At 56.0% G+C, this 23409-nt stretch carries 14 protein-coding genes; 4 read left to right on the forward strand and 10 right to left on the reverse strand.

Going from position 1 to position 23409, the window contains the following annotated elements; genetic code table 11:
* The first annotated feature begins 106 nt into the window (after window positions 1–106).
* The 3 genes from AC2D8U_RS01340 to AC2D8U_RS01350 all read left to right on the forward strand — a co-directional run bounded on the left by AC2D8U_RS01340 (window position 107) and on the right by AC2D8U_RS01350 (window position 1926).
* Window positions 107–1075, forward strand: a complete 969-nt coding sequence (locus tag AC2D8U_RS01340; RefSeq protein WP_484617234.1) for a permease — start codon at window positions 107–109, stop codon at window positions 1073–1075.
* Window positions 1076–1175: 100 nt separating this feature from the next.
* Window positions 1176–1472: an ArsR/SmtB family transcription factor gene (locus AC2D8U_RS01345; protein WP_484617235.1), complete on the forward strand. Its 297-nt coding sequence runs from the start codon at window positions 1176–1178 to the stop codon at window positions 1470–1472.
* A gap of 121 nt (window positions 1473–1593) precedes the next feature.
* Window positions 1594–1926: a PBPRA1643 family SWIM/SEC-C metal-binding motif protein gene (locus AC2D8U_RS01350; RefSeq protein ID WP_484617236.1), complete on the forward strand. Its 333-nt coding sequence runs from the start codon at window positions 1594–1596 to the stop codon at window positions 1924–1926.
* A gap of 48 nt (window positions 1927–1974) precedes the next feature.
* Here AC2D8U_RS01350 and AC2D8U_RS01355 read toward each other — a convergent pair whose 3' ends face one another.
* The 4 genes from AC2D8U_RS01355 to adhE all read right to left on the reverse strand — a co-directional run bounded on the left by AC2D8U_RS01355 (window position 1975) and on the right by adhE (window position 6791).
* The gene (locus AC2D8U_RS01355) at window positions 1975–2625 is read right to left on the reverse strand and encodes a DUF2913 family protein (RefSeq protein ID WP_484617237.1); all 651 of its coding nucleotides are present in this window, start codon (window positions 2623–2625) and stop codon (window positions 1975–1977) included.
* 144 nt (window positions 2626–2769) lie between these two features.
* The gene (locus AC2D8U_RS01360) at window positions 2770–3393 is read right to left on the reverse strand and encodes a hypothetical protein (RefSeq protein ID WP_484617238.1); all 624 of its coding nucleotides are present in this window, start codon (window positions 3391–3393) and stop codon (window positions 2770–2772) included.
* 109 nt (window positions 3394–3502) lie between these two features.
* Window positions 3503–3946: a hypothetical protein gene (locus AC2D8U_RS01365; protein WP_484617239.1), complete on the reverse strand. Its 444-nt coding sequence runs from the start codon at window positions 3944–3946 to the stop codon at window positions 3503–3505.
* A gap of 169 nt (window positions 3947–4115) precedes the next feature.
* Window positions 4116–6791 (reverse strand): bifunctional acetaldehyde-CoA/alcohol dehydrogenase, encoded by a 2676-nt coding sequence (gene adhE / locus AC2D8U_RS01370; protein WP_484617240.1) that lies wholly within the window; start codon window positions 6789–6791, stop codon window positions 4116–4118.
* Window positions 6792–7968: 1177 nt separating this feature from the next.
* Here adhE and AC2D8U_RS01375 point away from each other — a divergent pair.
* Complete coding sequence (locus tag AC2D8U_RS01375; protein ID WP_484617241.1) at window positions 7969–9897, forward strand: hypothetical protein; 1929 nt, start codon at window positions 7969–7971, stop codon at window positions 9895–9897.
* Between the two features lie 378 nt (window positions 9898–10275).
* Here AC2D8U_RS01375 and AC2D8U_RS01380 read toward each other — a convergent pair whose 3' ends face one another.
* From AC2D8U_RS01380 to AC2D8U_RS01405, 6 genes are all read right to left on the reverse strand, one after another.
* On the reverse strand, window positions 10276–11823 hold the full coding sequence (locus AC2D8U_RS01380) for a sulfatase family protein (protein WP_484617242.1): 1548 nt from the start codon (window positions 11821–11823) through the stop codon (window positions 10276–10278).
* 308 nt (window positions 11824–12131) lie between these two features.
* Window positions 12132–13715 carry a sulfatase family protein gene (locus AC2D8U_RS01385; protein WP_484617243.1) on the reverse strand — a complete coding sequence of 528 codons (1584 nt, stop codon included), beginning with the start codon at window positions 13713–13715 and terminating at the stop codon, window positions 12132–12134.
* A 215-nt stretch (window positions 13716–13930) separates the two neighbouring features.
* A complete protein-coding gene (locus AC2D8U_RS01390; RefSeq protein WP_484617244.1) occupies window positions 13931–17767 on the reverse strand; it encodes a hypothetical protein in 3837 nt (1278 codons plus the stop codon).
* A gap of 368 nt (window positions 17768–18135) precedes the next feature.
* Entirely contained in the window at window positions 18136–19167 is a 1032-nt protein-coding gene (locus tag AC2D8U_RS01395; RefSeq protein ID WP_484617245.1) for a FecR family protein, read from the reverse strand.
* A 2-nt stretch (window positions 19168–19169) separates the two neighbouring features.
* Entirely contained in the window at window positions 19170–19718 is a 549-nt protein-coding gene (locus AC2D8U_RS01400) for a sigma-70 family RNA polymerase sigma factor (RefSeq protein WP_484617246.1), read from the reverse strand.
* A 187-nt stretch (window positions 19719–19905) separates the two neighbouring features.
* Window positions 19906–23331 carry a hypothetical protein gene (locus AC2D8U_RS01405; RefSeq protein ID WP_484617247.1) on the reverse strand — a complete coding sequence of 1142 codons (3426 nt, stop codon included), beginning with the start codon at window positions 23329–23331 and terminating at the stop codon, window positions 19906–19908.
* Window positions 23332–23409: the final 78 nt, after the last annotated feature.

Here is a 23409-nt window from a genome sequence, read left to right on the forward strand (position 1 = left end):
TTATCTCAGAGCGACGTTAAAGTTTGGCCAACTTGAGAGGGAGAGAAGGCAACCGGTGCTGTGTTTTTTCCTGAATACACATTTCGAATTTTCTGGAATTATAGTTGTGAAGACCTTGACGATCGAACACCTCCTCGACACGCTGCAATTTTTTGTTTTTCTTGCCCTGGAGCTGACCGCCCTGTTTCTGCTGATCAGCTTCCTGATCGGCGTGATCATGGACGTCATGCCGGCCAAGCGGATCCAGTCCATCCTGGGCTCCCAAGGAGGGCGGGGCTACCTGTCAGCCGGTTTATTGGGTGCCCTAACGCCGTTTTGCAGTTGCTCAACCATTCCCATGCTGAGCGGACTGCTTAAGGCCCGCGCCGGTTTTGGCCCGACCATTACCTTTCTGTTCACCAGTCCCTTGTTGAACCCCATCATCATCGGCCTGTTCTGGGTGACGTTTGGAATAAAGGTTACAGCCATCTATTTTGCCATTGCACTGTTCACCTCCGTCGTCGCCGGCTTCGTACTGGAAAAGATGGGATTTGAACGTCATGTACGCCGTGACGTGGTGGAGGGCGGAACCAGCAGCTGTGGCACCAGCACTGCATCCAGCTGTGGCACCAGCACTACATCCAGCTGTAGCACCAGCGCCACGTCAGGCTGCGGTGGCGGTAAACCCGCTGGACGGTGGATCAAGATCTGGCGCGAGACCTGGAAGCAGTTTCGCAAGATCTTCCCACTACTGATGCTAGGGGTAGCCATCGGCTCATTCACCTACGGCTTCGTACCGGAAGATCTGATCGTCCAGTACGCCGGGGATGACAATCCGCTGGCCATCGCCATTGCCGCAGTGATTGGCGTACCGCTGTACATTCGCGCCGAGGCGATGATCCCCCTGGCGGCCGCGCTGGAGCTCAAGGGCATGGGTATGGGGGCCTTGATGGCCCTGATCATCGGCAGTGCCGGGGCCAGCATCACCGAACTGATCTTGCTTAAAACCCTGTTCCTTCGCCCGATGATTATGGCGTTTCTGACCGTGATCTTCACCATGGCTTTCAGTGCTGGTCTGTTGTTCAGCGTCCTGTAACGCGCAAAGGCCCGATGCCTACCGACATTGGGCCTTTTTATTTCGGTAATTAGCTAACTGTGGAATAATTAGCAACGAATTTTGTCTGCCGGAGCCCAATGTGAGCGAACTCGAACAGCACGCCAAAGCCTTGAAAGAGCTGGGCCATCCCGCCCGCCTCGCCGTCTACAAACGCCTGTCTAAGGCTGGCTACGCCGGCCTGCCCGTCGGCACCTTGCAAAAAGAGTTGGCCATTCCCGGCTCAACTCTGTCCCATCACATCTCGGCCCTCGTCTCCGCAGGCCTGGTTAAGCAGCACCGAGAAGGCCGGATCCTGCACTGCATTGCCCAATACGAACAATTTGACCGCCTGGTGGCCTTCCTCTGTGACGAATGCTGCGCCGACGAGCGCTCCTAGACCCAGCCTGCGTGTCCTCCCCCCACTTGCTCAACGCTGGCCTTGCCGCTACCATTCGCATCCATTTAACTTCAGGCAACCGGACAAAGATCAGTGTTGCCACCGCAACCAAGGCGTCCCCATGTCCAAGTTTTTCTACAAAGGCAAGATTGAGAAAAAGCCTAAGCACGAGAGTTTCGGCTACAGTACCAAACGGGCTATCAAGCTGGGCAGTGAAGAGAACCCGCTGACCGTCGTGGTCACCAGCGCAGAACGTCAGGCAGAGATCGAAGCACTGCTCGCCGAGCACCAGCTCGTCGCCAACATCGAATTGGATTCCGATGGCCAGGAAAACATCCAGGAGTTGGAAGGCCTGCTTAACAAGCCTAAAACCACCACGTTCGAGAAAACCCCGAGCCGAAACGATCCCTGCTCCTGTGGCAGTGGCAAAAAATATAAGAAATGCTGCGGCTAAGCCGTCGTTAAAAAAAGGGCCGCGCTGGCCCTTTTTGCTCTCCTTTGCTCACTTCTCCGGGAGCAGCTCAGCCAAAACCGGTCCGGCATTGGCCGGGTAGATCACGTACTCCCCATGGTATTTCACTCGGGATTTGTAATCGGTCACTTTGTGCAATAAAAGTCCATGATGGTAGGCCATGGCGATAAAGCTCGGCATATCGCCACGCAGATAGAGGGACAGTGGCTTGATCATCACATCCTGCGCATCAAAGTGCTCCGCCTGCTGTCTGGCACACAGCACCATGGAGCCATGCCCATCGGTATGGTGGGTAAAAGCCCCATCGATCACCTCCTCCGGCTCGACCACCCAACCGGCGTGATCCGCATCGCTGGCTAAAGCCTCCAATTGCCCCATGGTCACTGGGGCCATCGCTCCATCCGCCTGGAACAGGGGCCCATAAGTGTTCGCGATCTGAGTAAACAGCGTCTTCAGGGCCGCCCCCTGCCCCTGAGTGCGCGCCTGCTTTTGCCATGATTTCAACTGTTTGGCAGTACTATGGGGGAAACGTTGAGTCTTGATTGCCCGGGTCACCCAGTTACTGAAATAGTGAGCCTCGCTCACCGGGGCGCTAGGGATCTTTCCCTCGGACTGCGCCTGACTTAACTCTGCCAGGCCTGTGGTGACCAGGATATGGATGTCGTGATTAAAGGTACTCATGTTGCGACAGGCTGATAAAAACATTTGGCAAGGATCGCACACCCCGTCCCATCCGCAAAGCCGGTTCAAACACTGGAGCACTGTTTATGCAATGTCACAAAAAAGCCCACCGCATTGGTGGGCTTCTCTCTTATGCTGTGGGGCTCAACGCACCAATTGCCGGACGGCTCGTCGTGTCGTCTCCAACTCCGTCAGCAAGCGCTGACGCTGTTGAGTCAAAGAGCCACTCGCCTCTTCGGGCTCATCCCCAAGAGCAACGGCGATCTGCTGGCGCTGCCATTGGTTGTCCAACTCCCGCATCTGTTGACGCAGACGCAGGCTGTGTTGCGTATGTTCGAGTAATGCCTCGCGAAACGCCTTATCCTCGCTCATACGAGCCGCGTCTTTAAATACCCGCTTGTTGAGCCGGAACTGCACATCCAGTTGCAATGAAACCTCGCCCTCGGCACCGAACTGTTCCACTTCCTGGCTTTCCAGGCTTTGCATCAAACTGCTACCCAGCATCATCAACTGAGCGTGCGGCAAGCTGATCCCAACCTGACGAAGCTCTGGATCCAATTGACGTTTGATATAGTAAGCCCCTTTTAGCCGAGCCGTATGCAGTGCCTGAGTCCGCATCAGGCTCACAGGCTCTCCAACAGGGATCCCAACCCGCTCACTGACTTTAAGGATCAAATAGGTCTCATCATCGGAGAGCGGTGCGACCACGCTCGCTGCCCCAAGGCTAAAAGACAGCAACAGGGTCAATAACCCCAATAGCTTTCTCATAGGATTCTCATTAAGTTCTTGTTATGACGAGCTATGCTACAGAGTTCAACCTGGATAACCAAGACTGCCCTCACGAGTTTTGAGCCCAATCAACGCCGTTCCCGTTCAATCAGCACAGTACACCACTGCCTCGAAGGTTCTTGGCGTAGAGATACAAAAGCAGGGCGACCACAAAGATCAGCGAACTAAAAAAGAGTGAAAACGGGTCTCCCATCACCTCCAAGCCGGAAGCAAAAGCAAAGTTACGTACCATGACTGCGGAAAGGGCACACCAGGAGACCAAGAATACCGGCACCGCACTCGCCCGCCGCAGGAGTAACATGGCTGATCCCAGGAATCCGCCCCAGACCGCAACAGCCCAGATCGCCTCAACCCAAGCCGGAAAGCCATAGAAAAACGCCTGCTGCTCCAGGGAAAATGCGTTCATATACTCAGGATCACGGATCTGAGTCAGGTAGTAATCCACCCCTCCCATGGCATGCCACAACAGTGAGAGCAAGCCCACAGGCCAGAGGTGCCAGGGGGTTGCAGCACGACGCTCCATTCTTGCCATACTCCTCTCCTTATCCGCAGGGTACTCACGTCAGCTTAGCTGGCCCTCTTGCCTTATGCCTGAGGTTTCGAGAGTAGTTAGGCAGCAGAAGGTGACAAATCACAAGGACAAAAAAAGCCCGGCTTTCGCCGGGCTTTGCTACGTCGTGCAGAGAGATGAGAGGGTTTGCTTAGGCAGCTGCGGTGTCTTTCTTACCTTTCACAGCCTTCACTTTAACGACTTCCGCTTGAGCAAAATCTTTGCCATCTTCGTAGGCTTTACCGTAGAAGGAGGCCAGCAGTACCTGCTTAAGCTCGGCGATCAGCGGGTAGCGCGGGTTCGCACCGGTACACTGGTCATCGAAGGCATCCACGGCCAGATCGTCCAACTTGGCCAGGAAGTCCGCTTCGTTGACGCCGGCATCGCGAATGGACTTAGGAATGTCCAGGTCGCCTTTAAGTGCTTCCAACCAGCCGATCAGGGCTTCAACCTTGGCTTTGGTGTCGTCACCGGCCTTGGTCAGACCCAGGTGGTCGGCCACTTCGGCGTAACGACAGCCGGCTTGCGGACGGTCGTACTGAGAGAAGGCAGTCTGCTTGGTCGGCTTGTCAGTGGCGTTGTAACGGACCACGTTGCTGATCATCAGGGCGTTCGCCAGACCGTGTGGCAGGTGGAACTCGGCACCCAGTTTGTGAGCGATGGAGTGACACACACCCAGGAAGGAGTTGGCGAACGCCATGCCAGCGATGGTCGCCGCATTGTGTACCTTCTCACGGGCAATTGGGTCGGCCGCCAGGTGCTCGTAGCTGCTTGGCAGGTAGCCTTTGAGCAGTTTCAGCGCCATCAACGCGTGGCCGTCGGAGTACTCGTTGGCCAGAACCGACACGTAGGCTTCCAGGGCGTGAGTCACCGCATCGTAACCACCGAAGGCGGTCAGAGATTTCGGCATATCCATCACCAGATCGGCATCAACGATGGCCATCTGTGGGGTCAGCTCGTAGTCCGCCAGTGGGTACTTGGCACCGGTCTTGTCGTCGGTCACTACGGCAAACGGGGTAACCTCAGAGCCGGTACCTGAGGTGGTGGTGATACACACCAGCTCGGCTTTCTGGCCCATTTTCGGGAACTTGTAGATACGCTTACGGATGTCCATAAAGCGCATGGCCAAGTCAGCGAAATCGGTTTCCGGGTGCTCGTACATCACCCACATGATCTTAGCGGCATCCATCGGAGAACCACCGCCCAGGGCAATGATGGTATCCGGCTGGAAGCTCTTCATCGCTTCGGCACCCTTCTCAACCACAGACAGGGTTGGATCCGCTTCTACGTCGAAGAAGGTGTGGACTTCCATGCCTTGAGCTTTCAGCAGCTGAATCAAGTTGTCAGCGTAACCGTTGTTGAACAGGAAACGGTCGGTCACGATGAAGGCACGTTTCTTACCTTCCAGATCACCCAGGGCTACCGGCAGAGATCCGCGACGGAAGTAGATGGACTTAGGCAGTTTGTGCCACAGCATGTTTTCGGCTCGCTTCGCTACAGTCTTCTTGTTGATCAGGTGCTTAGGACCTACGTTTTCGGAGATGGAGTTACCCCCCCAAGAGCCACAACCCAGGGTCAGGGAAGGCGCCACGTTGAAGTTGTACAGATCACCGATACCACCGTGGGTAGTTGGGATGTTCACCAGAATACGAGCGGTCTTCAGCTTGTCACCGAAGTACTTGATGCGATCCTGCTGGGTGTCCTGGTTGGTGTACAGGCCGGAGGTGTGGCCGATACCGCCCATCTCTACCATCTTCACTGCCATATCAACGGCTTGCTCGAAGGTTTTAGCGCGGAACATACCCAGAGTCGGGGAGAGCTTCTCGTGGGCAAACTCTTCTTCAATCTTAATTTCCAGACCTTCACCGACCAGGATCTTGGTGTCGGCAGGGACTTTTACACCGGCCATTTCGGCGATGCCAGTCGCTGGCTGGCCTACGATCTTGGCGTTCAGGTTACCGTCAATCAGCAGCACTTTACGTACTTTATCCGCTTCGGCCTTGGTCAGGATGTAGCCACCGGACTGAGCAAAACGCTCTTTCACTGCGTCATACACTTCATCCATCACGATCACGGCTTGCTCGGAGGCACAGACCACACCGTTATCGAAGGTCTTGGACATCAGTACGGAAGCGACCGCACGCTTGATGTCAGCGGTTTCGTCGATAACAACCGGTACGTTACCCGCACCCACGCCGATGGCAGGCTTACCGGAGGAGTAGGCGGCTTTCACCATACCTGGGCCACCGGTGGCCAGGATCAGGTTGATGTCATCATGCTTCATCAGGGCGTTGGACAGCTCAACGGAAGGCTGATCGATCCAGCCAATGATGTCTTTTGGCGCGCCCGCTTCAATCGCCGCATCCAGAACCAGTTTGGCCGCATCATTGGTGGAGTTCTTGGCACGTGGGTGTGGCGAGAAGATGATGGCGTTACGGGTCTTCAGGGAGATCAGAGACTTGAAGATCGCGGTGGAGGTCGGGTTGGTGGTCGGTACGATACCGCAGATCAGGCCAACCGGCTCGGCGATGGTCATGGTGCCCATGCAGTCATTCTCTTCCAGAATGCCGCAGGTCTTCTCATCTTTGTACTTGTTGTAGATAAACTCGGAAGCAAAGTGGTTTTTGATCACCTTGTCTTCGACGATCCCCATGCCGGATTCGGCAACGGCCTGCTGGGCCAGCGGGATCCGCGCATTGTTCGCCGCCAGGGAAGCCGCACGGAAGATCTTGTCCACCTGCTCCTGAGAGAAGGTGGCAAATTCTGCCTGTGCCGCTTTAACGCGAGCGATCATTGCGTTGAGTTCAGCAATGTTAGTTACAGCCATGAGTAGCTCCTAGAAATAATAAAACTTAAAAACCTTTTAGTAAGCGCATTGGAAGTCAGACTTATTATAGATAGCTGGGCTAATCCACGGGTCCGGCTGCGTTTACACACTTAGTAAACAGCTTTCGAAATTGATTATATGAGGTCAGTTTTGAAAATAGTATGACGTAGATCACCTGCTGCAACAAAGGGGGCATAATGTTAACGGCGTGACGAATGGCGCAGTTATCATGACTAAAAAGCCAATTTGAACGATCCGGATCACTGTAATGGTCAATTTGTCCCACTTGGGGGGAGACGGATTGTCCCACCATTTGTGTAAAAACATTACGAAATGTTGAGTTTTTCACCCGGCATCATAAGGGAAAAGATGGTCGGTCTCCACGCACACTTTTGCACTTCATTGTCTCCAAGATCACGCCTTGGCCGGCATTGGGGGCAACTAACTTTCCTCAACCCGCAAAATTTGACGGCCTTCGGCAAGCCGCATCCGCCCATGACTTGGTTTCAATGAATACGGCTCACCGCCGAGGTTCATCTAGCACCGAGGATCGTGAGCCCATTCACAATCCGGCAATCCGTCAACATGAACTCTCTCTTGGGACAAATTTGACCTCTCCTCTTTCGTGCAAAAAACACTCGCCCCTTAAAAGTGACTCACCAGATTGAGTGTGCCGCACGAAGGTAAGCTGACGGTTTCAGGATCCGAGGAAGCGGCGTACATTCCAATGTCTAGCCCACTCCCAAATGAGGCGGTAAGAACGTCAGGATAGGCTGCTCACAATGCCCCAATCCCAAAATGCACTGCTCGGGACAGCGGCCGCTGGGGCAATGTAAAGCCACTGCAGTCGAAGGAGCCTTGATGTAAATGCCATTCACCCAACTGGGGAGCCGGTAGGCTGGTAAAATTGGCAGTGATATAAGTCACAAAGTTTCAACTGCCCCCTGAACCACGCTCACACTTTTCCACTGAGCATTACTTACCGCCCTTCGAGTAATCGCGGTTAAGTTATTGTTTCCTATCACATTAAGCCAGTTAACACCCGTTTCTTCCGAAGGTGTATCCATCCTTGACTCGACACCTAAAATCCGACTAAATCCTCCCCCATAAGGCGCGACGGCAGTATAAAAATCGGCGTCAACAGCAATAAGCAGAACAAGTAAAGAAGGTAAATTGGATGGTTAAGTTTAAGCTGTCAGCACTGGCTGTGATGACCAGTTTGGCCCTGAGTGGTTGTGGCACCGAGTTTGAGAAGGCTCCAGTCCCTGATGAGTGTGATTACCCGGGTATGAACTGCGAAGCACTGCCGCCGTTGCCACCGGAAGAGAATGACAAACTCATTCGTCTGGCCACCCTCCCCGATGGCGCTCGAGTCGCTGGCTTGACGGCCGACAGCCAAGGGCAGTTGTTTATGAATGTCCGGAATACCACAATAGGCGAATCCAATGTGGCAGGCATTCTTGGGCAAGCGACCGTTGGCGTATTCCATAACACCGACATCAACGCACTGCCTGAAGCGATGATTTCTATCAGTTATCCCGCAGGAAACGACGTCAAAGATCTGCGCTGGGTTGATGAGTTGAACGCCTACACTCCCTTGACGCATACCACTTTTAATTTTGGACCGGGTCCCAATTTTGGTCTCGTCCCAAAAGTGATCGGTACGACTAATCTCGGCGTTACCCGAAACCTGGGGTTCAACCTGATCCGCGAAAGTGAAGACGGCCAGAGCGCCACCCTGTTTACCAGCCTGAACAACGCGCCGGCCGCGATCAACAAGCTGGAGTTGGTGCGTGATAACGAAGGAGAATGGCAGGCCGAGTCGCTGAACGTCATGAACCTGGGCGAAGTTCAAGGCTCAACCAGCCTGAACGGTGGTGTATTCTCCCCTTGGGGCAGCATCATCGCCACCGAGGGCTTCACCTATACCGCTACCCCAGCCGGCGCCTCCTACACCTCCAACACCACCAACAAAGATTGGAACAAGGCCGCCGATAATGGGACGAGCGCCAGCAACACTCAGATCGATCGCCTGTATCAGTTGTATGATCGCACACCAGAGCACTTCCCAAATCCCTACCGCCACGGTTACATCACCGAGATGACCGCCGAAGGTGATCTGGTCAAGCACTATGCCATGGGTCGAATGGATCACGGCCAGATCGCGATGATGCCGGATCACCACACCGTGTTCTACAGCGTCGGCGGCACCAACGGCATGCTGCTGAAGTACGTGGCCGAGGAAGCCGGTAAATTGGGCCAAGGGACCGTATACGGCGCCAAAGTCACCCAGAGTGCGGAAACCGATCCAGCCGAAGCGACCTTCACCATCGACTGGCTGCCGATCTATTCGGCCAGCAACAGCGACGTCGAGGAATTTATCGCCAAATGGGACGGCATCAACTTGGATGACTATGCGCACAATGACGGGGCGAACCACGAGGCCGCCAGCTCCTACCTGACCCACCTGGATACACAGGACCGGCAGGACGGTGAGCCCACCTTCCGTGCTCACGCTGACGGTGGCAACTATGTCACCGGCAGCCGAGATGGCCTGCAAGATATGGATGATCGCGCGCTGATCCTGGAGCTACGCCAGGCGATGAACAGCAACACCGAGGAAGGTGGCGCAGAAAACGCGAACCCGATGCCAACCAATGAGTGGAATCACATTCATGGCATCACCTTCAATGAGAGCCGCCTTGAGGCTACCCTCTCCGGTGACGGTGAGATCGAGCAAGCCTACATCTACTTCGCCGTCGGTAATCTTTCCGGCAGCATGAGCGAGGAGGGTGATATCAACCTGGACGACCGCATCGGCGCCTGTGGGGGGATCTATCGCATGCCGATCATTCAGACCGATGACAACCGTTTTGATGTCAACTTCATCGAGCCGGTCCTGATGGGTGCCGAGGATCAGGGTGACGAGGACCAGGGTGGTGAGAACTCCTCCGAGCCGCGCTGTTCCAACGAACTGCCTGCCCAGGTGAACAACCTGCTGGTGCTGGATGATGGCCGAGTGCTGCTGGGCGAAGGTCTTGCCGGCGTCGCCGCTGCTGCGCAGGCCAACCGCTCCCTGTGGCTGCTGGCTCCTGATGCCGAGTAAGCGCTAGCCCTGCCCGCTTGCCCAACAAAAACTCGCCAATCGGCGAGTTTTTTTATGGGCAAAAGCGCATTGTAAGACAAGCGGGCTTGGTAAGTGCGTCAATAGGCTCTCGGTGGGAAACGGCTTATTTTGTCTGAGGTTTCCCCTTCCTCCAGACGCCGAATGACAACCTGTTCCTGTTAGATAAAAGGGGATCGGCGTGGGCTATGCCATAAAAACTAACGCTCCCGCTAGCTCCTGGCCCCCAAACGCCGTGAAGAGTTCTCTCACCTGTCATCAACCCTACCGTTGGCGAGCTCTAATGCGATAAAAAAAAGCCAGCTGTGAGTCACAGCTGGCTTGATAACCGCGTAAAAACACCCTCAATGCGCTAGGGGCTTATTTTGCCTTACGCTCGGTGCCCTTGGCTTGTTCCGTGTCACGACGATCCCGCCTCGCTTCCTGCTTGGCCTTGATCTTATCCAGCTGTGCCCGTGGCATCAGGGACCCCTTCTTGGGGTAATCCGTTGCCATCAGCTGATACACTTTCTCTGGGTTGTCCTGATGATCCATCATCACTCGCACCGGATCATCATGGGCTTCCATCCAGTCGATCAGACGTGTCCGGTACTCGGCGATCTTCGCCTGATATTCCGGGTTGTCGATCAGGTTGTTGAGGCTGCTTGGATCGGCATTGAGATCGTAAAACTCCACCATCTCACGCTCACGGAACATGCGCAGACGCTCCAGTTGAACCTCGTCGCCGGACGCGGCCCACTCCGCAGTGATCTTGCCTTCATTGGCGTTGCGGTAGTTGGCGCCCTCTTTACTCCAAGGGTTGAAGATGTAGATAAAGTCCTTGTCCTGAACCGCGCGCATCGGCGTCGCCGGGCCGCCGATCTTGTAGTCGATCTGGGTGAACACGTAGTCGCGGTTGTCCTGCTTCTCGCCACGCAGCAGCGGGATAAAGGACTGGCCGTCAAACTCGGCGTCGATCTCGATCCCCGTGGCCTCCAGCACAGAAGGCATAATATCGATGAAGGAGATAAAGTTGTCTTCGTCTACATAGTCCTGCTTGATGTCGCCATTGGGCCACTTGGCAAAGAACTTGGTACGGCTGGAGAACATGTAGGTGTTGGCCTTGGCGAAGGGGAACGCCGAACCGTTATCGGACAGGAACATCACCAGGGTGTCATCTGCCACGCCCGCCTTCTCCAACTCGGCGATCACCAGGCCAAAGCTGTCATCCAAGCGACGCACCGAGTTGTAGTAGTGGCTCAGCTCCAGACGGGTCCGTGGTGTATCCGGCAGGTATTCGGGGACAATCACTTCATCGGTGGTGAACAGCTTTGAGGGCTGTGTCGCTTCTGCCCAGCGCGGGTTCTCCGGATCGTGGAATCCCCGGTGCGGATCGTGCGAGTTGACCATCAGGTAGAATGGCTGGCCCGCCTTCTTGCTCTGCGCAATGAATTCCGCCGTGTACTTGGCGTACAACTGGCCATCACGACCGGCCCCCAGATCGCCGTAATCCTGAACGTAATCCCACTGGTAATCCAGATCCGGCGTGGAGTGCGGCACTTTCCCCAACACCCCTGTCTGGTAACCATGATCAGACAGTACCCCCATCAGGGTCGGGATGGATTTATCCTTGAGATTCATAAAGCCCATCATGCCTGAGCTCACGCCATACAAGCCGGTGGCCATGATGGAGCGGCTGGGCATGCAGATGGAGGTGTTGGAGTGGGCGTGCATAAACTCCACCCCCCCTTTCACATAGGCATCCATATTGGGGGTCAGATCCGGCAAGCCATCGGTAAAACGGCTAAACACCTCGTAACCCAGATCATCGGCGGTGATCAAAACGACGTTGGTGGGGGCCTGCTCAGCCCACGCCATCGGCGATGCACCAAGCGCCAGGCAAGCCGTCGCAATCAAGGTTTGACGCATTATCCTCTCTCCTTTTCGGCCACTCACAGCAGCCTAATTGTTATTATTTGTGCACTAGCACCATCAACAAAAAAGTGTACCGACAAAGGTTCATCGAGGTTAGCCAAGGGCGCATACCTTAAATTACTTTACCTGCCTCTGTGATCCTCAGAGGAAAACGAACTCATATCTTGAAGCTAATCAAAGCGAGTCCGGCTTCAATGCCGGGCTCGAGTACCCACAAATCCAGATAAAAAAACTCGCCAAGTGGCGAGTTTTTTTATGGTTTATAGACCAGACGAGTGACTCATCCAGCCTCTTTGGGAACACTACTTGGCATTGGCCTCGCGCTTCGCTTTACGCTTAGCCTTGCGGTCGGCATCACCTTTATTGGCACCCGCACGCTTCGCCTTCTTCGCCTTCTTAGCATCCTGCTTCGCCTTCTGCTCGGCGATCTGAGCCGCAGGCATCAGGGAGCCTTTCTTCGGATACTCGGACGCCATCAGTTCATACACTTTCTCAGGGTTATCATGATGCGCCATCATGGCCAGGACAGGATCATTATGATCTTCCATCCAACCGGTCAGTCGCTGGCGATACTCTTCAATCTTGGCCTGGTACTCGGGATTATCGATCTGGTTGGTCAGGCTGGAGGGATCGACGCTGAGATCATAAAACTCCTCCATATCCCGCTCGCGGAACATTCGCAGGCGCTCCAACTGGACGGCATCGCCAGAGTTTTGCCACTCCTTAGTGATCTTACCCTCGTTGGAGTTACGGTAGTTCGCGCCCTCTTTCGACCAGGGGTTGAAGATGTAGATAAACTCCTTGTCCTGGATCGCCCGCATCGGCGTCGCCGGCCCACCGATCTTGTAATCGATCTGGGTATAAACGTAATCCCGGTTCTCCTGCTTCTCGCCCCGCAGCAGCGGAATGATAGATTGGCCATCGAACTTGGCGTCGATCTCGATACCGGTGGCGTCCAGGATGGTGGGCATCAGATCCACGAAGGAGATGAAGTTGTCCTCATCCACGCTGCCATTTTTGATGTTGCCGTTTGGCCACTGAGCGAAAAACTTGGTGCGGCTGGAGAACATGTAGGTGTTCGCCTTAGCAAACGGGAAGGCCGAGCCATTGTCCGACAGGAACATCACCAGGGTGTCATCGGCCACGCCAGCATCTTCGATGGCGTCGATGATCATCTTGAAGCTGTCATCCAATCGACGAACCGAGTTGTAGTAATGGCTCAACTCCAGGCGGGTTTGCGCGGTATCCGGCAGATAATCAGGAACGATCACCTCATCGGGAGAAAACAGCTTGGAGGGCTTAGTCACTCGACCGTTCGACATCGGGTTTTCCGGATCATGGAAGGCCCGGTGAGGATCGTGCGAGTTCACCATCAGGTAGAAAGGCTGGCCCGCCTTTTTACTCTGCTTGATAAACTCCGCCGTGTACTTGGCGTAAAGCTTACCATCACGGCCCGCACCCAAGTCGCCATAGTCCTGAACATAATCCCACTGGTAATCCATATCCGGAGTAGAGTGAGAGACCTTACCCAGCACACCCGTGCGGTAACCATGCTCGGACAGGGTACCCATTACGGTGGGGATGGACTTATCCTTCAGATGCATAAAGCCCATCATGCCGGAGCTGATCCCATACAGGCCGGTGGCCATGATTGAGCGGCTGGGCATACAGATGGAGGTGTTGGAGTGGGCATGCATAAAACTCACCCCCTCGGACGCGAACTTCTCCATGTTCGGCGCCAGATCCGGCAATCCATCGGTAAACTGGCTGAAGACTTCGTAACCCAGATCATCGGCAGTAATAAGCACCACGTTTGTCGGGGCTTGATCCGCCCATGCCATGCCGCTCAGGGAAACGGCCGCCATCGCCAATGCTGTCTTTCTCATGACGTCTATCCTTTTATGTCCCCTGCTGTGGGGTAAGTTATTCTTGTTGGTGAATTAAAAGTTAAAGGTTCTAGCCACTTCTACGCCAAACCTGTTAATAGCAAAAGCAAACTCACCAAGCTTTACCCTAGAGTAAACATCTATACAAAGGATAACGGGTAACAAAAATATCCCACCTCCCCTCACTCGGCTCTATTTCCGCAAACAGCCAAACCTTATTGCAAACGTGTCGGCAAACACCCGGTCGGACTGTCGGGAATACAATCGGCTTCATCAAACAACCGTTGTTTCTCTAAACGCAAATTATCCAGGTAGAGCCTCGCCTGCCCCTCACTCTCTTTGCTGTTGCGCTTTAAACGAAAGCCGATGCGATAGGTATGATCGCCAGGCTGACGACGATAGGTGAAGATAGAGCCCCCCTGCTCCCCCGGCACCACATCACCCAGATCCCGCCGTTCATTCAGGCATTGAGTCCCAAGCGCCTTACATTCCAGGAAGCTTGTATCATCTGCCGGGGTTCGAGGGCCATTGAGTACATCGATCTTGACCTCGAACTTGCTGTCGGGCGCATCGGTGGCATCCACGTCAAACTGAAATAGATAGCGGGTTCCCAGCGGGTCTTTCGAGACATCCAGATAGTAATAAGCCGCCCCCCAGGTGGTGACCCCCGCGCCTCGGTAAAAGCGCAAGACCGTGTCCCCTGAGGTAGCGATCTGTGGCTGCGACTCCAACACGGTCCCACCCGCCAGCAACCAATTCGTCTCAGCCAACTCAAGATCACCATTCTCCAGAACAGATAAGGCACCGAAACGCAGGGCCGCGGTATTGGCAAAACGCACAGGCAGAGTGCCATCGACCCCGTACTCTATCTGCAGATACTCGCCACCCGCCGGTTTGTTGCTGGTCAGTTCCAAAGCCTGCCAGCGTCCATTGGCGTTGAGTGCGACACGTTCGACCGGTCCGATACTTGGCCCCTGGCCAGCCTGATCGGCGGTCCAGCGCAGTTGCAGCCAGCCCTGTGCCCCGGTTTCACCATGAGCCATGGCGCTCACCACGAAACGGGTATTGTCCAGATCGACGCTCACATCCAGTCCCTGAAACAGGGTAAATTCACCGGCAGGATTGAGTTCAACCGCCGGTCCCAACGTACTCATCCCCACGGTTGCCGAGCCCGCTCCCGTTTCCTGCCAACCCTTTAAACCGTCTTCAAACCAGGGATTACGAAAACGTTCAGGTTTGCCATCCAGGCGATTGACCAGATCATCGAGTTCAATCCAATCACCACTTGGATCGCTGATCTCATAATCGGCGTGCGTTCCCCCCAAAGGCGGCGTAAACGGAGAGAACCGATAGCCATAGTCTGTCCGAGTGGCGCCGTCGATCCCCACAACGCGTCGCGGCGTGATCTTGGAAAAGTGCAGCGTCTGCCCTCCCGCCTGCGACACAGTCTTTGGCTCAGGCAAATAGAAATCGTTGCGCAACTTCGCCACCGTCCCCTCTTGGAGGGCCTCAGCCAACCCGATAGCGCCGTACCAGAAATCCGCGATCCCGACGGAATTCATTACAAAATCGGGATCATCCATCATCCAGCGAGTTAGCAAGCTTATCGGCGCACCGCCAGCCATATTGCTCATGCTCTGCCGCAGGCCATCCCGGTAGGCCAGGTAGCCGCCCACCATGGGAGAGAGGTGCCCATGCTGGCCAAAGCCAAGCAGCGCGGGGAAATGCAATATGTTATTGGGATGATCCGACGGGCCGTCATTGTAGTAAGAGCTGCAGGAGTCGGGTTTAAAGCAGGTGTTAGGGTGGTTCCCTGCCGAGAAGGCGGCAAAATAGGGCGCACCGAGTTGATCTGAAGCCGCCATGGTGATCCCATAGTAGTTGTGGTTCTGCTCCCGCCATTGTGCCCCGTCGAAGTGATGACGCAGGATCATCGTGGCTCCCATGATGATAAAAGCCGAATGAGAGGCCTTGATCACCGGCTCCCCTCCTGCCCACTGATCGTAATCAAAGTTCTCTCGTTCATAGGTGTAACGGGCGTAGTCCCTAGTGGCGAGCGGATCCTGCGCGGCCCCCAGATCACCGAAGATCCAAGTCTCGTTGGACATGCCATTGTTTGCCGAGCCTGGGCCATGATCATCATTAAGCCAAGTGATCCGCCGCTCGGCCCGAATGGTGTCACTGGAGCGCTTAAACAGCTGACGCAGGTACTCCTTGTACAACACCAAACGTTCATTATCCGGGTAAAGCTCTGCTGCCTTGTAGGCCGCTGGCAGGAACTTCATGCTGATGTAGACCTGAGGCAAGGGCGCCGTTGCATTAGGAAGCCCATCGTCCGTGTACTGCCGGACGAAATGACCATCAACGCTGCGCACCCCACCGTACCCATCGGGGTGGAGACCGGCATGACGTTTGATCAGACGCTCCAGCAACAGCTCAATATCGTCGATGGGACTCACCTGGTCAGCCGCCATCAGGGCATATAGCGCCCAACCGACGTTATCGGCGATGGGCGTCCGGTTATCGCTGACATTGATGTCGGAGATCTTACGAATAAGAAACCCAGGAGCGGCCACACTATTGGTACCGGGCAGAGCTCCGTCCGAAACGAGACTGCGCAAGGCGGTGACGTACTGCTGCAACTCATCTCGCAGCCAGGCATCAAAGCTCAGTCGTTCGTCCCGCCCATCGGCCATCAATATTGCACCGTCGCCAGCCAGCAAGAGTTTGCCATCCGCCGTCGCGGCAACAGAGCGCGTGGCCACGGACACCTCACTGTAGAGGCTCATTGTCGGCACGGACTCCGAGCGCAACTGCGACAGAGGGATCGTTTGTAATTGCCGCGTATTGCCTTCAGCCATCAAGGCAAACAGGCCCTGAGTCTCCTGGGCACCATAAGTTCGCCCCATGGTCAGGCCAATCAAACCCGAGGTCGTCAGCACAGGCTCGGCATTGGTAGACAGAGGGGCAAAACGATACAAGCCCATATCGGTTGCCGCATAGATCCGTTGCGCCACCATGTCCACCGCCAACCCAGTGACCGTGCCAGGCAGGGAGATCAACTCGGGCGCTGACACCATACCGCCATACACCGTATTGAGGTCCACCTCGTAGCGCAACACCCCCTGCGCACTGCCCACATAGAGTTGGCCGGCGAAGAAACTCAAGGCCCAGCCGGCCTCAGAGGGCTCACCCAGCACCGGCTGGGCAAGCAGGCTCAGTGCCCGGGTATTGGTATTGAGCGCAATAATGGCATCGCCTTCGCTCCCGCACAGGGCCGCAAACAGGAAGCGGCCACTGGGCGTCAGACTCATGCCGCACAGTTCCACTTCAGCGTGGTCATCGCCCAAGGGCTGGCGAAGCTGTGAGGCACTCAAGTCAATCAGGAGTTTGTGGCGAATATCGCGTATCTCGATGGCACCTTCGGCTGACGCCGTCCCATAGAGGCCGGCCACTTGAGTGGTCGCCACCCAATGGCCGCTGCCGGCTTCAAAAGGCCAATCGCTGATCAGCGCATTAGGGTTATAGGTTGGCGGCGCGGTGGCGCCACAATCGTCGGTCGCGGGATCACACTCTGGCGGCTCCGGTGGCGTGGTGGTACCACAATCGTCGGTCGCCGGATCACACTCTGGCGGCTCCGGCGGGGTCGTAGTGCCACAATCATCCGTCGCGGGATCGCACTCTGGCGGCTCCGGTGGCGTGGTGGTACCACAATCGTCGGTCGCCGGATCACACTCCGGCGGCTCCGGCGGGGTCGTAGTGCCACAATCATCCGTCGCGGGATCACACTCTGGCGGTTCCGGTGGCGTGGTGGTACCACAATCGTCGGTCGCCGGATCGCACTCTGGCGGCTCCGGCGGGGTCGTAGTGCCACAATCGTCGGTCGCCGGATCGCACTCCGGTGGCGTGATGGTGCCGTTCCCACAATCAGTCTGGTTGGGATCACAAGTCGAGGAGGACTCGCCTCCGCCACACCCACTAAGCGTCAAGGCGCCCAATATTACCAGGGCGAGTAACCCTGTCCGAGTGTTCAAGTGCGTGTGTCGTGACATATTGCTTCCATTCTTATTGTGGAATGACAACATCGAGCAAAAGATCGTAGTGAAGACCACCATTAAGCAGGGAGCGGCCCGGTCTTTGATGTCTGCCCGGCAGTGCAGGCCACAGTGTACAAACACAAGGCATCACAACCCCTCAACATTTGCACAACTTTTCAGAGCCCAACGAGGGGTTTTACTCACCGGGCTATCAAAAAAATAAAACTATAAATTTGAATAACTTAGGAAACCAATCAAGTCCAAGGATGTGGCGCCGCCAAGTGCTTAACCTCCAGCGGCGAAGAAGAGCACGATATGAGGACCCAACGAAAAAGGGAGCCTTTCACTGGCTCCCTTTAGACTCACCTAGCCTGTCTAATTGGCTAACCGCCATAGCCCAGGATGATCTGATCGGCCCGGTACTCCACCCGGAGATCGAAAGTCAGCTCTATAGCCTCAAACAGGGCCTGGGTTTCCCCCACGGCGAATCGACCATTGAGCTTAAGGGCGCCAATTTCCGGGTCTTGGATCACTATGTGCTTATCGGTATAACGTCCTACCTCACTCACCACTTCTGCCAGGCTCTGATCACGAAAGATCAAAGCCCCCTGGGTCCATGCCAACTCCTGCTCTATCTGAAACTCGGGCAAACTCAGAGGCTCAAGCAGTACCTCATCGGACAATTTCATTGCGGCCTGCTCGCCCTTAACAAGCATCACCGCATCCCGGCTTACCACATCTGCGATCTCCGCAGTGGGCATCGACGCTGGTTGACGAGAAAAGGCAACCGTCCCCTCCGTCACGGTCACCTTGACCTCCGCGTCACTCATGCGCACCAGGAAGGCTGTTCCCACGGCCCTGACCGTACTGTCACCGGCATACACCAGGAAAGGTCGCATTGGATCATGGGCCACCTCAAACAGGGCCTCCCCCCGCTTCAGGTGAACCACCCGGGCCTCGTCAGTGAAGCGGATCTCCAACTCACTGTCGGTGTTAAGAACGACTGTACTGCCATCATCCAGAGTCTGGATCCGCTGACCACCAACCTGAGTGATCAAATGTTGACTCGGGGCCGTTGGTTGAAAACCGGGATAGATCAGGAAGAGGGATACCGCCAGCACCAGCGATAACCCAAGGGCCAGTGCCGGACGCCAGATGCCGCTACGACAACGAGATTCCATCGGCACCGGAGCCGGGATCCTCTGGCCCTCCAGAGTCTCGGACATCTGTTGCCAGAGCCCCATATATTGTTTCAGTGCCAACGCATGCTCCGGGGCCTGACGCAACCAGGCATTAAGGGACTCCCGCTCTTGCCTCGATAGGCACTTGCCATCCATCTTGGCCATCCACTCTGCCGCTTCCTGCTTGATCACTTCCGGATCGCGCAATGAGGTCACCCGTGTCTGATACCGCATCCCTACTCTCCTCTCACCCGACATTGGCGTTCCCTGCCAACATCCAAATCAAACCCTTCGGCCAAAAGCATATCACCACAGTGGCGCAGCGCCGTCGCAATGTATTTCTCCACCGAACTCACCGAAACCCCCAGTTCGGCAGCGATCTGTTTATGGCTTAACCCGGAGCATTTACGCAACAGCACAGCTCGGCGAGGGTTTTCTGGCAATCCTTCCAGCGCCCGATTGAACGCTTCCAACTTTTGCCTATGGTGTAACTCATGATCCATCGGCGTATCGCTAAAGCCCACCAGGGCATCTTCGATCTCCGTCGCTATCTCCTTGGACTGACGGCTCAGATCCCGATGCATCAAGTTTCGAGTAACAATAAAGAGGTAATCCTTAGGGGACTGAATCGACCTCTTTTCCTGCTCACTGAGCACCCGGGTTACGGCCTCTTGCAGGATGTCCTCCACGTCATGCCGGGCAACACGCTTGTTAAGCAAGAACCGCGTCAAGCTGCCGCGACAGTGTATGAACGCCTTCAAGACCTGGTTGTGCTCATCCGACATCCCAGTTTTCTCCAAAAAATCCCTAAGCACTCTCTTTACGCAAGTGGTTACTCTACACCCGCGCAACTGTTCTCTCTCAACTAAAGATCTCAAACCCGGACAGACCCACAAGACACTTACACAACTTTACAATCGGGCCGCGCACAAAAAAACGGCCCCGAAGGGCCGTTTAAGACTCAGCGAACACTTAACGGTGGATCGACGGCAAACAACCGGTCGGACTGTCGGCGACACAATCCGACTCTCGGAACAGACGCTCCTTGTCCATCCGGAAGTCATCGACATAAACCCGGGCCGAGCCGACGATGTCGCTGCCAGCACGCTTCATATCCAGGGTGATCTCCAAGGTATGATCCGCCGGCCGTTTCCGATAGGTAAAGGTCCGCTCACCATAGTGACCCGGCAGAATATCGCCAACGTCATTGCGCAGCACGGTACGTTCACCATTCTCATCCTTGGCCTCCAGATTCACCGCAAACTTGAAGTTTTTCGCATCAGGCTCGGTCGCATCGGCGTGGAAGCGGAACAGGTATCGGGTCCCCACCGGATCGGCGGAGATATCGAAGCTGCGCTTCAGCCAGGCGCTGCTGGTTGCCGTGGCGCTACGAACAAAGCGAATAACCTTGTCACCACTGACGGCCAGAGTCGGATCCGTTACCTCGATAATGCCACTGCCACTGGCTTCCCAACCAGCCAGCCCCTGTTCGAAGTCGCCATTATCAATCGGCTGGTCGGCCCCGCGCAGGGTGACTGCGGTGCTCTCGAAGGTCACCGTCCCCGTGTTGGCAACAAACTCAATGTGCAAGTAGTGGGCATTCTCTGGCTTGACCGTTTTGACATCGATCAGCGCATCCTCACCCTTCACTAGATCGCTCAGAGTTTCCGCCAGAAACGGGCTGTTGCTGTCGCGATCCGCACGCCAGCGCAGGCGGATCAGCCCCTCGCCCTGGGTCGCACCAATCAAGGCATGGACGATATAGCGTGAGCCATCCAGCGCCAGGGACACGTCCAATGGCTGGCCGATAACATCCCCCGCACTCAGTTGCACTGCGCTACTGCCAATGCCGTTCACGACAGAGACGCCATTGCCCTCTACCGTCCACCCTTCGATACCCTTGGTGAAGCTTGGGTTGCTAAAGCGCGGCGTCTTACCATCGAGTGGGTTGACCAGATCGTCCAACTCAATCCAGTCACCGACCGGATCCATCACTTCGTATTGAGCATGGGTTCGAGGCAGGGTGTAGGGCGATAACTGGAAGCCGTATTCGGTACGGCTGCCATCGTCATCGATCCCCACGACGCGACGCGGCGTCATATTGGAGTAGATCAGTTGACCACCCTCTTCCTTCACATAGGGACGGAAGAAATCGCCGCGGAACTTGTCAATGGTGCCGGGCTTGAGGGTTTCCACCAGGCCGATACCGCCGTACCAGAAGTCGGCGATCCCCACCGAGCCCATCACGAAATCATCGTGCTCCATGGACCAGCGGGTCAGCATGGGGATGGGCTCTCCGCCCGAGGCGTTGTTCATCGCCTGACGTCGGCCATCCCGGTAAGCCATATAGCCGCCGACCAGGGGCGCCGTATACTGGTGCTGGCCAAAGCCCAGTACCGCCGGGAAGTGGAGGATGTCGTTGGGGTGATCGGAGGGCCCGTCATTATAGTATCCGCCGCAGGGCAACTTATCCGGGTTAGGGCTGGGACAAGGCGGGTGGTTACCGGCGGAGAAGGCGGCGAAATAGGGCGCGCCCATATCGTCGGTTTCAGCCATGGTCAGGCCATAGTAGTTGTGGTTCTGCTCCACCCAGCCATCACCATAGAAGTGGTGATTAAGGATCAGCGTCGCCCCCATGACAATAAAGGCGGCGTGGGAGGCCATGATCACCGGCTCCCCCTTGATGTAATTATCCACCTTGAAGCTGTCGCGGTTGTAGGTGTACTGGTAGTAATCCTGGGTGACGTAGGGATCCTGAGCCGCGCCAATGTCACCGTAGATCCAGGTCTCGTTCGCCATCAGGTTGGCCGCCTTGCCACCGGTGGGAATAGGACCAAAATCGTCATTGGTCCAGGTGATCCGCTGCTCCGCCTGCACCGTATCCATCGCCCGTTTAAACAACTGGCGCAGGTACTCCTTGTACGTCTGCAAGTTGGCATTATCCGGGTATAGCTCAGCCGCTTTGTAGGCCGCAGGCAGGTACTTCATGCTGACATACACCTGTGGCTGCGGGTTGGTGGCATTGGGCTTACCGTCACTGGCATAGACGCGAACGAAGTGACCATCCACGGTGCGCTCACCACCATGACCGGGAGTCAGGCCCGCATGAGTGCGAATAAGCAGCTCCACCACCCGCTCGATGTCTGGATCGGGAGCCACCTGATCGATCGCCATCAACAAGAACAGCGCCCAGCCGACGTTGTCGGCAATGGGGGTGGAGTTGGGGTTGCTCCCTGCCGCCTCAATCTTGCGCATCAGCATGCCGGGCTTGTTGATCAGGTTGCCAGTCCCGGGGATCCCATCCCCCTCCACCAGGCTGAAGATCGCCTGCTTATAGCTGTCGAGTTCATTGTGCAGCCATTGCTCATAGCTCAGGCGTTGATCACTGGTCTCATACATCATCTGCACATCGGACTGAGCCAGCATCATGCGGCCGTCGGCGGTCGCCGCGATATCGCTGAGGGTTTCGTCCAAATGCGCCGTGTAAAGCTCTGGGCTAACGTTGCCGCCACGCCTTAGTTCGTCCAGGCCGACACGCAAGATCTGCTTACCTTCATTGCCTTGTTGCAGCAGATACAAGCCGCCACTTTGCTCCGCACCATAGACCCGGCCCATGCTGAGGTTGCCCAGGCCGTCCAGCGCAGCGATCTGTTGCAGTGCCGTGCCATTTGCCGCCATCCGGTAGAGGCCGGTGTCGGTGCTGGCATAAAGGGTTTGATCCACCATATCCACGGCCAGGCCACGTACCGGACTGTCAGTGCCAATCTGTACCCCTTGACCCATCGCGGCCTGCTCATGCACCACATTGCGTGTCGCCGGATACCGGATCACCCCGGCTTCGCTGCCCACGAACAGCTCCCCCTGGAAATAGGTCATGCCTAAGTGCGCGCCGGACTCCCCCCGCAGGGCCCGGCGATCAAACAAGGAGAGGGTGTCGGTGTTGGTGTTGTAGGCCAGGATCGCATCCTCCTCACCGGCGCAAACGGCCAGGTAGAGGAAACGCCCGGACGGGGTAAAGGTCATGGCGCAGATCCCGCCATCGGCGGCGAAGTTTGCCTCGGGCACCAGCGCCAGGATCCGATCCGTACTAATCGTCACCTTGAGGTCTTCATTGATGTTACGGATCTCGATGCTCAGTGCCTGGTCATCGGCCACGGCGTACTTACCCGCCACCTGAGCCGCTGAAACCAGGGCTGCCTGGCCCGAGTCAAACGCCCAATCGGTAAAGGCGACTTCTGGAGGCAGGGGCGGCAGCTCGCCGCCGGAGCCTCCGTCTCCCCCACCGCTACTGCCGCTACCGCCACCACAACCGGCCAAAGTCAGGCTCAACCCGGCCAGCAACCCCAGACGCACGGCGCGTCCGAGTGGCACCAGAGAGTGTGCTTGTTGAATGTTCATACTGCTATCTCTTGAACGTAAGTTTTTATTATTGATTGGTCACTCAGGACCTGATGTCATTCTCACAGAGGCAGGCAT

It is taken from the genome of Ferrimonas sp. YIN67, from assembly GCF_057219095.1.